The sequence below is a fragment of the Terrisporobacter muris genome, from assembly GCF_024621905.1.
Lineage (GTDB): Bacteria > Bacillota > Clostridia > Peptostreptococcales > Peptostreptococcaceae > Terrisporobacter > Terrisporobacter muris.
Map to the genome: position 1 here is coordinate 1 of NZ_JANKBY010000087.1, position 11906 is coordinate 11906.

General features: G+C 29.1%; 14 protein-coding genes. 12 read left to right on the plus strand and 2 right to left on the minus strand.

Going from position 1 to position 11906, the window contains the following annotated elements; all coding sequences use genetic code 11:
• The first annotated feature begins 275 nt into the window (after positions 1-275).
• Genes NSA58_RS08760 through hisIE form a run of 8 tightly spaced genes read left to right on the plus strand, consistent with a single transcriptional unit; the run spans position 276 to position 6250 of the window.
• Entirely contained in the window at positions 276-1220 is a 945-nt protein-coding gene (locus NSA58_RS08760; protein WP_039680738.1) for an ATP phosphoribosyltransferase regulatory subunit, read from the plus strand.
• A gap of 12 nt (positions 1221-1232) precedes the next feature.
• The gene (gene hisG / locus NSA58_RS08765) at positions 1233-1877 is read left to right on the plus strand and encodes an ATP phosphoribosyltransferase (protein WP_039680737.1); all 645 of its coding nucleotides are present in this window, start codon (positions 1233-1235) and stop codon (positions 1875-1877) included.
• A 14-nt stretch (positions 1878-1891) separates the two neighbouring features.
• The gene (gene hisC / locus NSA58_RS08770; protein WP_039680736.1) at positions 1892-2917 is read left to right on the plus strand and encodes a histidinol-phosphate transaminase; all 1026 of its coding nucleotides are present in this window, start codon (positions 1892-1894) and stop codon (positions 2915-2917) included.
• An 8-nt stretch (positions 2918-2925) separates the two neighbouring features.
• On the plus strand, positions 2926-3504 hold the full coding sequence (gene hisB / locus NSA58_RS08775; RefSeq protein WP_257560394.1) for an imidazoleglycerol-phosphate dehydratase HisB: 579 nt from the start codon (positions 2926-2928) through the stop codon (positions 3502-3504).
• Entirely contained in the window at positions 3504-4112 is a 609-nt protein-coding gene (hisH, locus tag NSA58_RS08780) for an imidazole glycerol phosphate synthase subunit HisH (protein WP_039680734.1), read from the plus strand. Before hisB ends, hisH begins: the two co-directional genes overlap by 1 nt.
• Positions 4109-4819, plus strand: coding sequence for a 1-(5-phosphoribosyl)-5-[(5-phosphoribosylamino)methylideneamino]imidazole-4-carboxamide isomerase (gene hisA / locus NSA58_RS08785; protein WP_039680733.1), 711 nt, complete (start codon positions 4109-4111; stop codon positions 4817-4819). The genes hisH and hisA overlap by 4 nt, the downstream gene beginning before the upstream one ends.
• Positions 4813-5571: an imidazole glycerol phosphate synthase subunit HisF gene (gene hisF, locus NSA58_RS08790; RefSeq protein ID WP_039680732.1), complete on the plus strand. Its 759-nt coding sequence runs from the start codon at positions 4813-4815 to the stop codon at positions 5569-5571. The genes hisA and hisF overlap by 7 nt, the downstream gene beginning before the upstream one ends.
• Before the next feature lie 16 nt (positions 5572-5587).
• The gene (hisIE, locus tag NSA58_RS08795) at positions 5588-6250 is read left to right on the plus strand and encodes a bifunctional phosphoribosyl-AMP cyclohydrolase/phosphoribosyl-ATP diphosphatase HisIE (protein WP_079764756.1); all 663 of its coding nucleotides are present in this window, start codon (positions 5588-5590) and stop codon (positions 6248-6250) included.
• Between the two features lie 81 nt (positions 6251-6331).
• On the opposite strand, the gene NSA58_RS08800 is transcribed toward hisIE, so the two are convergent.
• The gene (locus tag NSA58_RS08800; RefSeq protein ID WP_161791932.1) at positions 6332-6487 is read right to left on the minus strand and encodes a hypothetical protein; all 156 of its coding nucleotides are present in this window, start codon (positions 6485-6487) and stop codon (positions 6332-6334) included.
• Between the two features lie 250 nt (positions 6488-6737).
• Between NSA58_RS08800 and NSA58_RS08805 the strand changes: the two genes are divergently transcribed.
• From NSA58_RS08805 to NSA58_RS08815, 3 genes are all read left to right on the plus strand, one after another.
• Positions 6738-7634, plus strand: coding sequence for a polysaccharide deacetylase family protein (locus tag NSA58_RS08805; protein WP_079764755.1), 897 nt, complete (start codon positions 6738-6740; stop codon positions 7632-7634).
• Between the two features lie 14 nt (positions 7635-7648).
• A complete protein-coding gene (locus tag NSA58_RS08810; RefSeq protein WP_074429514.1) occupies positions 7649-8578 on the plus strand; it encodes a peptidylprolyl isomerase in 930 nt (309 codons plus the stop codon).
• Between the two features lie 138 nt (positions 8579-8716).
• Positions 8717-9295 carry an HDIG domain-containing metalloprotein gene (locus NSA58_RS08815; protein ID WP_257560395.1) on the plus strand — a complete coding sequence of 193 codons (579 nt, stop codon included), beginning with the start codon at positions 8717-8719 and terminating at the stop codon, positions 9293-9295.
• 108 nt (positions 9296-9403) lie between these two features.
• Here the strand turns inward: NSA58_RS08815 and NSA58_RS08820 are convergent, their stop codons facing one another.
• Positions 9404-10369 (minus strand): DMT family transporter, encoded by a 966-nt coding sequence (locus NSA58_RS08820; protein ID WP_039680729.1) that lies wholly within the window; start codon positions 10367-10369, stop codon positions 9404-9406.
• Between the two features lie 180 nt (positions 10370-10549).
• Here NSA58_RS08820 and NSA58_RS08825 point away from each other — a divergent pair, with 180 nt between their 5' ends.
• Positions 10550-11890 (plus strand): sodium-dependent transporter, encoded by a 1341-nt coding sequence (locus tag NSA58_RS08825; protein ID WP_074429513.1) that lies wholly within the window; start codon positions 10550-10552, stop codon positions 11888-11890.
• Positions 11891-11906: the final 16 nt, after the last annotated feature.

Here is an 11906-nt window from a genome sequence, read left to right on the forward strand (position 1 = left end):
ATTATTGTTAATAAATTAAAAATAAATTCTTTGGAGGGTAAGTATGATGTATATTATAAATGAAAAACTTAATAACAATTTAACTACAACATTATATTATCATCATAGGTCCAAGGGATTGTAATTATGAATTTTTTCATAAGATACAAGCCCTATTTTAAGTACACAAAAGGGCTTGTATCTATGATGGTATATGAAATTATCAAACCATATAGGTCTAGCCTGTATGGTTTTTTTAGTTGTAAAAAAAGAAGAAAGGATTATAAGGTGGAAATATGAAGTATTTAAGTATTGAAAATGAATTAAATTACTCAAAGAAAAGATATGAATTCACAAAGGAAATAGAATCCATATTTATAAAAAATAATTATATACAGATAAAACCAAGTATATTTGAGGATTATGAGAACTTTATAGCTATAAATAAAAGAACGCCAACAAAATCCATGGTAAAAATAGTAAGCGACAAGATTTTAGTATTAAGACCAGATATTACAACAAGTATCATAAAAAGCTTAATACCAAGATGGGAAGATAATCTGGTGCTTAAGTTATTTTATCACTCAACAGTTTATAAAAACGAAGGTAAAGAAGGTATTAAGGAAATTAGACAATTTGGATGTGAGTATCTAGGTGAAATATCAATGGAAGCTGATAGGGAAATAGTAAATATGTCTTTAGATATTTTGAAAAAGTTTGGTGAAAAATTTATTTTAGAAATTGGAAATAGCAACTATATTAATGGATTACTTAGTGAATTAAATCTTAAGGAGCATCAAGAAAATAAATTTAAGTCCTTGATACTTAGAAAAAACAAAATAGAAATAAAAGATTATATGGAAAAAATTAAGTTAAAAGAAGAAATAAAAGAAACCCTATACAACATATTTGAACTAAATGGATGTATAGAAGAAGTAATATCAAAGGCTAAAAAACTTTATACCAATGATTTAATGAAAAAGGGTATAGAACAACTGGAGGAAATAAGTGAACTACTTAAGGAGAGTGAATGTAAAAAATACACTAATTGTGATTTATCCATGGTTGGAAAGTTTGATTATTATGAAGGCATAATGATCAAAGGCTATTATGCAAATGTGTACAAAGAAATTTTAAGTGGGGGAAGATATGACTCTCTTACAGAAGAGTTTGGAAGAAGAGTTCCTGCCATTGGATTTTGTATAGATGTGGATGGGCTCATGGAAGCATCGAAAAGATAGGGGTTGATAAAGGTGGATAATATTGTAATAGCCATAGCTAAGGGAAGAATAGAAAAAGACGTTTACAGAAGACTGAAAATTCTAAATATGGAAGACTGCATAGAAACAGATAGTAGAAAATTAATTTTTACGGATGAAGAAAATAATATTACTTATATTCATGTAAAGCCATCAGATGTGGTAACCTACGTGGAAAAGGGAGTGGCGGATTTAGGTATAGTGGGAAAGGATACTATTTTGGAAAATGAAAACGATAATGAAGTATACGAATTACTAGATTTGGGGTTTGGTAAATGTAAGTTTTCTGTGGCAGGAGTAAAAGGAAAAAATAATTATTCAAAAGAAGAAACTTTAAAAGTTGCGACAAAATATCCAACAATAGCAAAAAGCTATTTTAAATCTAGGGGACAAAAAATAGAAATAATAAAACTTAATGGTTCTGTGGAGCTGGCTCCCATAGTAGGACTGTCAGATGTTATTGTGGATTTAGTAGAAACAGGAAACACATTAAAAGCAAATGGTCTAGAAATTGTGGAAGATATGTGTAATATAAGTTCTAGGATTATAGCCAATAGAGTAAGTTATAAATTTAAAAAAGTAAAAATAGAAAATATCATAGCAAAATTTGAATCAACATTAAATATTGAAAATTATTAAAGGGGTGGAAGAATATGAAAGAAAAACAAAGTGTAAAAGAATTACAACCTTATGTGGTTAATCCAACAGTATGCTCAGTAAAATTAGACGCTAATGAGGGGGACAAGAATTTATTTAAAGATTTAGTAAAAGAATTGGGAGATAACTTTTATTTAAATGTATATCCAGATGATAATTATACAGATCTTAAAAAAGCTATAGCTGATTATATTGGTTGCAAAACCAAAAATATTTCTGTGGGAAATGGTTCAAGTGAGTTATTAGACTTATGTGTAAAAACATTTGTAGATACTAATGAATTAATATTAAGTTTAGACCCAACATTTTCTATGTATTCCATATATGCAAAAATAGTTAACAGTAGATATATAGGTGCTGGAGAAGGTAATGATTTTATTGTAGATGTGGATGATGTTATAAAATCAATAAAAGAAAATAATCCAAAACTTACAATAGTTTGTAATCCTAATAATCCAACAGGAACAGTTATCAAAAGAGAGAAAGTTTTGGAAATAGTTAAATCGACAGATGAAATAGTTATAGTAGATGAAGCTTATATGGAATTTTGTGAAGAAAGTATAGTAGGTGAAATAGAAAACTACAAAAATCTTATAGTAGTAAAAACTTTATCTAAGGCATTTTCCATGGCGGGAATTAGAACAGGTTATTTACTTGCAAATGAAGAACTGGTAAAAACAGTAGAAAAAGTAAGACCACCTTATAACTTAAATTCCATATCAGCTTTCTTAGCAACTAAAGCATTACAGCAAAAAGATAAAATGCTAGTTTATGTAAATCAGGTTAAGAAAGAAAGGGAAAAAGTATACAAATCTCTTTTAGATATGGGTATAAAAGCATTCCCATCAGGAGCAAACTTTGTTTTTTTCTACTGCGATGACAAAGATTTAGAAGATAAATTAGTAAAAGAAGATGTGCTAATTAGAAAATTTGGAGGGAAATTAGATAATCACTACAGAGTTACAATTGGTACAAATAAGGAAAATAATGCATTTGTTGAAGCTATGAAAAAGCTTGTTTAGGAGGCAATATGAGAAAGGGTCTTGTGGAAAGAAATACTTTAGAAACAAAAATTAAGGTAAAAATCAACCTTGATGGTATTGGAAAAGCTGATATATATACGGGTATAGGCTTTTTAGATCATATGTTAACTCTTATGGCTTTTCATGGAAAATTTGATTTAAATGTAAAGTGTGATGGAGACCTTTATGTAGATGATCATCATACTATTGAAGATTTGGGAATTAGCATGGGTCAGGCATTTAAAGATGCCATAGGAGATAGAGTGGGAATTAGAAGATATTCAACTGTTTATATACCTATGGATGAAGCCTTAGCTTATACAAGTTTGGATATAAGTAATAGACCTTATTTAGTTTTTAATGTGGATTTTGAAACTGAAAAAATAGGAAGTATGTCTACGGTGATGTTTAAAGAATTTTTTAGAGCCTTTGTAAATGAAAGTAGAATTACTCTTCACATAAATTTACTTTATGGAGAAAATGACCACCACAAAATTGAAGCTGTGTTTAAGTCATTTGCAAGAGCGTTAAAAGAAGGTTCAGAAGTTATATCAAAAGATGTTTCTTCTTCTAAGGGGGTTTTATAATGAATATTATAGTTGACTATGGACTTGGCAATTTAGGCTCAGTTAGCAGGGGTTTTGCTAGGGCAGGAATAGAAACAAAAATATCTAGGGATTTGAAAGAAATAAAAAATGCAGATTCTCTTATTCTTCCAGGTGTTGGGGCTTTTAGAGATGCCATAAATGCTTTAAATGATTTAGAATTAGTTCAGCCAATTAAAGACTTTGTAAAAAGTGGAAAATATATGATAGGTATATGTTTAGGAATGCAACTGCTTTATGAAAAAAGTTTTGAATATGGTGAATATGATGGTTTGGGTTTAATTGAAGGAAATGTGGATTTTTTAGATATAGACTTAAAAGTTCCTCATATGGGATGGAATAATTTAAAGTTTGAAAAAAATAATGATGAAATACTAAAATTCATAAAAGAGGACTCTTATGTTTACTTTGTTCATTCTTATTATGCAAGTTCTTCAAATAAAGAGCTTGTAGCTTTTGCAGAGTATGAGAAGAAAATTCCAGGTATAGTTAGAAAAGAGAATGTTTATGGACTTCAATTTCATCCAGAAAAAAGTGGTCAAGTGGGAGAAAATATCTTGAAAGCTTATAAGGAGTTGATTGAAAAATGATAATCTTTCCAGCTATAGATATAAAAGATAATAAATGTGTAAGACTTTTACAAGGGGATTTTGATAAAGTAAATATTTACGGTGATGACCCAAGTGAGATGGCTAAAAAATGGGAAGATAAAGGTTCTCAGTTTATTCATATTGTTTCTTTAAATGGAGCAAGGGGAGAAGGTAATGTGAATGATGAAAGCATTAAAAAAATACTTCAAACTGTAAATATTCCCATCCAAATAGGTGGAGGAATTAGAGAAGAAAAAAGAGTAAAAGAACTTTTAGATTTGGGAGTAAATAGAGTGATTTTTGGAAGTATGGCAGTAAAAAATAAAGAATTGTTAAAAGAATTAGTTAAAAAATATAAAGAAAAAATCGTGGTATCTATTGATTCTAAAAATGGAAAAGTTGCCACTGAAGGATGGGAAGAAGTGAGCATTGTTGACTCTCTTCAACTTTGCAAAGAATTAGAAGAAATAGGAGTAAAAACTATAGTTTATACGGATATATCAAAAGACGGTATGATGATTGGTCCAAATTTTGATATTTACGAAAAATTATCAAAAGAAACAAACTTAGATATTATAGCATCTGGTGGGGTAACTACCATAGATGATGTAAAAAAATTAAATTCTATGAACTTATATGGAGCAATAATAGGGAAGGCTCTATACGAAAATAAAATAGAACTAAAGGAGGTATTAAGTTTATGTTAACAAAAAGAATTATACCTTGTCTTGATGTGAGAAATGGAAGAGTAGTTAAGGGGAAAAAATTTAAAGATATAGAGGACGTGGACTCTCCAGAAGTTTTAGGAAAATTTTATTGTGATAGTGGAGCCGATGAACTGGTATTTTATGATATAACAGCTTCAAACGAAGAAAGAAAGACTTCTTTAGAATTTGTATCAAAGGTGGCAGAAAATTTGTCCATACCATTTAGTGTAGGTGGTGGAGTTTCATGCTTAGATGATTTCACAAATATATTAAGACAAGGAGCAGACAAGGTTTCCATTAACTCATCTGCTGTAAAAAATCCAAATCTTATAAAAGAAGCTGCCCAAAAGTTTGGTGACCAATGTGTTGTTTTGTCCATGGATGTGAAAAAAAATGATAAAGGTTCTTGGGATGTGTATGTAAAAGGTGGAAGAGAAAAAACAGATTTGGACGCCATAGAATGGGCAAAAAAAGGAGTAAAACTTGGAGCAGGAGAAATAGTAGTAAATAGTATAGATGAAGATGGAATGAAAAATGGTTATGATATAGAGCTTTTATCAAAAATTACACAAGCAGTAAGTGTTCCTGTCATAGCTTCGGGAGGAGCAGGGACAATGGAGGATTTTTGCAAAGCAGCAAAAGAAGCCAACTGTGATGGAATACTAGCAGCCTCAGTTTTCCATTTTGGAGAAATAAAAATTAAAGACTTAAAAGAATATATGAAAAAAGAAGGAATAGAAGTGAGACTTTAAATTGGGAGATGAAGTAATGAGAGAAAATTTAATTGGGGAAAATATGAAAAAAGAAATAGATTTAGATTTTATAGATACTCTAAAATTTGATGAAAAAGGATTAATTCCAGCAGTTGTTCAAGATGTGGATACTAAAGAAGTACTAATGCTTGCATATATGAATAAAGAGTCTATGAAAAAAACTTTAATTGAGAAAAGGGCCTGCTATTTTAGCAGAAGTAGAGAAAAACTTTGGACTAAAGGAGAAACCTCAGGAAATACCCAAGAAGTGGTGGAATTTTATTTTGACTGTGATAAAGATACAATTCTTTTACTGGTTAAACAAAAAGGAGTAGCTTGTCATACAGGAGAGTATTCGTGCTTTTTTAATGAGGTCCTTTGTGATGAAGAAGTATTAAAAGGTGAATTAATAGATAGACTATATGAACTAATAAAAGATAGAAAAAACAATCCAAAGGAAGGTTCTTATACAAATTATCTATTTGATAAAGGTTTAGACAAAATCCTTAAAAAAGTTGGTGAAGAAAGCGCAGAAGTTATTATTGGAGCAAAAAATGAAAATAAGAATGAAATAATATATGAAATAAGTGACTTGATTTATCATGTACTGGTTCTTATGGTGAACTCAAATATAACTATAGAGGATATAAAAGATGAGTTGAAGGGTAGACAGCATTAAAATACAAAAAAGTAAGCACACAATTATGTAAAGTATATGTGTGCTTACTTTTGTTACTTATATTTTGTTTTAAATTATTTTCTAGCAGTTACATTCATCATCCATGTTAGAGTTACATTCATCATTCATGTTAGCTTTACTTTCAACTTTATCAGTCATTTTATTCGCTTTTTTGTCAACCATTTTGTTGTTCTTTTTGTCTACCATTTTACTTTTTTCGCTTGATTTTTTACTCATTTTCAAATCTCCTTTTTTATTAATTTCACTAATAGGATGCACTTTATAAGAAAAAATATACGTTAAAATTATATACAAAAAATGGCATTACAAAATATATGTAACAATTTTGATTCAATTTTTCTATTGACTTATACGGCCTCATTGAAAGACAATAATATTGATGCTGTGGTATTATTTGGATTAGAATTTATGAAAAAATGTAGTAATTTGTATTGTAAAAATGGAAGAATTTTGGGGGAGTTAAAAAATGAAAGAGAAGGATTTAACGTTTAAGGAAAAGTCAAAAGAAAAAATTTTGAAAACAAAAGAACAAGTTTTGAATTATATCAAGCACAATAAAAATAAAACAAAAGTTATAGCAGGTGTTGCTGCTATTGTCTTATGTGTAGGAGTAGTCTCTATTGTGAAGTTAAATAGCAAAGAAGTATTGGCATGTGCAAAGAGCAGAAATACCGCACTTGAAGGCCAAACAATAACAAATATTGCTTTTAATGGTTCAAGTGAGATCGAAAAGGGTCCATCTAAGAGTTATGGAAAAGTAATATATCTTACAATTGATGATGGCCCATCAGCATATACAGATGAAATTATTAAGATACTAAATGAAAACAACGTAAAAGCCACGTTTTTTATGATAAATTCAAATATGGAAGCTTATCCACAGCAAGTCAAAAATATAGTTAAAAGTGGAAATACAGCAGGATTTCACAGTGTAAGTCATGATATTCATAAATTATATTCATCACCAACAGCAGCAAAAAAAGAATTTGATACAAACCAAGAAACATTTAAGAAAATAACTGGGGAAACAACTAAGGTAATTAGACTTCCTTTTGGTAGTAAACCATATACACCTAGAAGCTCATATAATGCGCTTATGGATGCAGGATATAAGCTATGGGACTGGACACTTGATACAGAAGACTGGAGATCAACTTCTGCTCAAATAATGCAATCTGTTATAAAGCATACAGATGACACTGATGATGCAGTTTTATTAATGCACGAAAGAAAGCAAACTGTGGCAGTATTAGATCAAATGATTAAACACTTTAAAAAAGAAGGTTTTGAAATATTACCAATAAAACAAAATGATGAACAAAGAAATTATTGGAATGGAAAATTATTTAGTGAGAAGAAATAAATGGGGGTAAGAAATTGAAAAAAATAGTTCTTATGGGATTAACAATTTTAATCTCTACAAATATGGTAGCATGCTCTAATAAAACTGTAGCAAAGATTAACGATGTGGATGTAAGCAAAGAAGAATATAAAAAGACAGAAGAGTTTTTGTATGCAACAGGTTATGTGGAAAAAAATGAAAAAAATAGTGATAAAGTCAATAATGATATATTATCATTTATTATAGATAATGAAGTAGCCTATCAAGAGGCACAAAAAGAAAATATTAAAGTAAAAGATAGTGATGTAAATGAAAAGGTTGAGCAATTAAAAGAAACTTTAGAAAATAATACTTCTTATAAAGAAAAACTAGAATCAGCTGGTATTACAGAGGATTTTTTGAAAGAACAAGTTAAAAAAGATTTAACTGTAGCCAAATATAAAGAAAACTTTATAAAAGATATTAAAGTTACAGATAAAGAAATGGAAGCTTATTATAATAACAATAAAGATCAATTTAATGTTAAAGAAGTAAAAGCAAGTCAAATTTTAATTTCTACCTTAGATGAAGATAATAAAGAAGTTAGTAAAGAGCAAAAAGAAAAATTAAAAGAAAAAGCGCAAAGTATTTTAGATAAAGTTAATAATAATGAAGACTTTGCAAGTTTAGCAAAAAAATACTCTGATGATAAAAATTCAGGTAAAGATGGTGGAGATCTGGGATACTTCGCGAAGAATGAGAAAAACATAGAATTTACTAAAGAAGTATTTAAACTAGATACAAATCAAGTATCAAACCTTATTGAAACATCTTATGGATATCATATTGTAAAAGTAACTGATAAGACCACAGTTACAAAATCTTTAGAGGATAGTAAGGATGATATAAAAACTAAAATATTAAATGAAAAATATACAAAACATATAGATTCATTATATAAAAAAGGAAAAATAACAATCACTTAATAAGTGGTTGTTTTTTCTTTGTTAAAATACTGTTTAAAATCTTCTGAAATTTGGAATAATTTATAATATCTTAAGTTAATTTACAATAATTGGTGATACAATAATATAAGATAAGATTAATCATAGGAGGGGTAATCTATGTATCCAACAAGAGAAGAAGCGTGGAATATATTAAGAGAGTATAATGAAGATGAACATTTAATAAATCATGCATTAGCAGTAGAAGGTGTTATGAGGCATTTTGCAAGTCTTTACAATGAAAATCCAGAAAAATGGGGAATTGTAGGACTATTACATGATTTAGATTATGAAAAATATCCAGATGAGCATTGTAAAAAAGTAATAGAAATAATGAGAGAAAAAGATTTAGATGAAGAATTAATACGCTCAGTTGTTAGTCATGGATATGGATTAGTTTGTGATGTGAAGCCAGAGAGTAACCTAGAGAAGGTTTTATATACTATTGATGAACTAACAGGCCTTGTTAATGCAACAGCAATTATGAGACCATCTAAGAGCGTATTAGACTTAGGTGTAAAATCAGTTAAGAAAAAATTTAAATCTAGCGGCTTTGCTGCAGGAGTAAATAGAGATGTCATAAAAAATGGATGTGAAATGCTAGATAAACCTTTAGAAGAAGTTATAGAACAAACAATAGAAGGAATGAAAAGTGTGGCAGAGGAAATAGGACTAAAAGGTGAAGTTGTTAACTCATAATAAAAAAGTATAAGCATTAAGCTTATACTTTTTCACATTCCAAAACATTATAATTTTCTTAAACTTGTGTAGAATTGTAAAAAATAACTTTTGAGCAAAGCATATCTTTTAATTAGAAGTTATTTCTTCCTGGCGATTTATTGATTTTTTCTCCAAAGACATATTACAAATAATTGTAAAAATAGAACCAACAACTATAAATAAAATTCCCGCAATCATATTAATAGGAATAAATTCATTTATAAAAATGAAAGCTAAAATAGGTGAAAGAACAGGTTTAAAGAAAAATACTAAAGATGTAGTATTAGCTGAAGTTTCTTCCATAGCCTTAAAATAAGAAGCATATCCAAGGCCTGTTACAAAAACATAGACATAAATAACTGCCCAAATATTATTCATGTTATACCCAGTGAATAATGGGACATTAGCAAAGTCACTTATATTAAATGAATTTAAAAGTGATGAAATAGAAGGAATATGTCCTATTAATATTAATATAAGCATTTCTAGGCTTCCAAAAATAAAACTAAAGCAAGTTACAACTTCTCCACCAAACTTTATTGTACTTTTCTTTCCTAAAACTCCATACAAAGCAAAAGTAATAGCAGCAAGAAGTGTCAATGCCACTCCAATAGGTGATAGTTTAATTGATAATGGATTAATAATAATTATAATTCCAACAATTTCTAAAATGAGAGATACAATATTGTGGGAGTGAATTTTTTCCTTTAAAAATACATAAGCAAATAACATTACAAAAACAGGATTACAACTGAAAATAACTGCAACAACAGAAGCTTTTGTATGAGTTACAGCAAGTTGATAAAAAATCATACTCACAACTACGCACATAAAACCTAAAAATAAAAATTGTTTTATATCTTCTTTATTAATTGATACTTCTTTAGATTTAAGTGATTTAATTGCGAATGGTAATAAAATTAAACCGCCAATAAAAAATCTTTCAAAAGTTAGTTGTATAGGATTAAAAGTATTAGAAATAAATTTTAACATTATCTCCATAGAACTAAATAAAATTGTTGTTATTGCTATATATAAATAGCCTTTTTTCATGTTAACCACCTCCAAGTATAAGGGTAGTACTTTAACAAGAAATCTTCAACTGAGCATGAATAATAAAAGGTAAATTATGGTTAACGAATTATTTTTATGATAGAATTATTTAAATAATATAATTTGAAATAAAAGAATTTCATATAATTATATCAGAAAATATAAAAAGGGGGGATGGTCATGTCTAATAACAATATGAAGATTGAAAAAGAAAGTAGAGATCTTTTTACTTCAAAAGCAGGATTTATTTTAGCGTGTATAGGGTCAGCAGTGGGAATGGGCAATATATGGATGTTTCCATATAGAGTAGGTCAATTTGGAGGAGCTGCTTTTTTAATACCTTATATTTTATTTGTAGTATTGTTAGGATGTACAGGACTTATGGGGGAATTTGCCTTTGGGAGAATGACTCAAACGGGGCCAATAGGTTCTTTTAAAAAAGCTTTAGAAACTAAGGGTAAAAAAGGTGGAGGAATATTTGGCGTTATACCAGTACTTGGAGCTTTTGGAATAGCTGTTGGATATGCAGTTGTGGTAGGATGGTTTATAAAATTCTTACTGGGAAGTATCTCTGGAGAAGCTTTAAACGCTGTTGATTCAGCAGCTTACTTTGGGTCTATCGCAGGACCTTTTGGAAGTATAATATGGCATTTCTTAGCTTTATTAATTACAGCATCAATTTTATTACTTGGTGTTTCAAATGGAATTGAAAAGGTAAATAAAATTATGATGCCAGCATTTTATATATTATTTTTAATACTTTTAGTAAGAGTTTTAATGTTAGATGGAGCAAAGGATGGATTAAATTATTTATTTGTTCCTAAATGGGAGTATTTATCTCAACCGAAGACTTGGATTTATGCACTGGGTCAAGCATTTTTCTCATTATCCATAGCTGGTTCTGGTATGATCGTTTATGGAAGTTATTTAAAGAGGAATATAGACATACCAAATGCAGCAAAAAACACAGTAGTGTTTGATACTTTAGCAGCCTTAACTGCAGGTCTTGTAATTATTCCAGCAGTATTTGCTTTTAATTTGGACCCTACTGCAGGACCACCATTGCTATTTATAACGTTACCATCTGTATTTAAATTGATGCCTCTTGGAAGGATATTTGCCGTAGTATTTTTCATATCTGTTTTATTTGCATCTATAACATCTCTGATGAACTTATTAGAAGTACCAATAGAAGCAGTTCAAAGTAACTTGAAATTAAAGAGAAGAGTGTCTGTAATACTTGTTTGTTCGTTGGCATTTTTAGTAGGCTTATTTGTGGAAAATGGAGATATACTAGGAAAATGGATGGACTTTGTATCAATTTATATAATACCACTGGGAGCATTCATAGCAGCTATAATGTTCTTTTGGGTAATTGGTATTAACAAAGCAAAATCAGAAATTGAAACTGGTGCTAAAAAGCTACTTGGAGTTTGGTTTGAACCAATGGCCAAATATATATATGTATTTTTAACTTTAATAGTATTTATTGCAGGCATATTACTTGGAGGAATAGGTTAATACAACTATATAAAAA

Bases quoted from the DNA above. Each gene is read 5' to 3' on its own strand.
- NSA58_RS08805 (WP_079764755.1), top strand. From the start codon at position 6,738: ATGAAAGAGAAGGATTTAACGTTTAAGGAAAAGTCAAAAGAAAAAATT.
- NSA58_RS08815 (WP_257560395.1), top strand. From the start codon at position 8,717: ATGTATCCAACAAGAGAAGAAGCGTGGAATATATTAAGAGAGTATAAT.
- NSA58_RS08820 (WP_039680729.1), bottom strand. From the start codon at position 10,369: ATGAAAAAAGGCTATTTATATATAGCAATAACAACAATTTTATTTAGT.
- hisA (WP_039680733.1), top strand. From the start codon at position 4,109: ATGATAATCTTTCCAGCTATAGATATAAAAGATAATAAATGTGTAAGA.
- NSA58_RS08825 (WP_074429513.1), top strand. From the start codon at position 10,550: ATGTCTAATAACAATATGAAGATTGAAAAAGAAAGTAGAGATCTTTTT.
- NSA58_RS08760 (WP_039680738.1), top strand. From the start codon at position 276: ATGAAGTATTTAAGTATTGAAAATGAATTAAATTACTCAAAGAAAAGA.
- hisB (WP_257560394.1), top strand. From the start codon at position 2,926: ATGAGAAAGGGTCTTGTGGAAAGAAATACTTTAGAAACAAAAATTAAG.
- hisH (WP_039680734.1), top strand. From the start codon at position 3,504: ATGAATATTATAGTTGACTATGGACTTGGCAATTTAGGCTCAGTTAGC.
- hisC (WP_039680736.1), top strand. From the start codon at position 1,892: ATGAAAGAAAAACAAAGTGTAAAAGAATTACAACCTTATGTGGTTAAT.
- hisIE (WP_079764756.1), top strand. From the start codon at position 5,588: ATGAGAGAAAATTTAATTGGGGAAAATATGAAAAAAGAAATAGATTTA.
- NSA58_RS08800 (WP_161791932.1), bottom strand. From the start codon at position 6,487: ATGAGTAAAAAATCAAGCGAAAAAAGTAAAATGGTAGACAAAAAGAAC.
- hisF (WP_039680732.1), top strand. From the start codon at position 4,813: ATGTTAACAAAAAGAATTATACCTTGTCTTGATGTGAGAAATGGAAGA.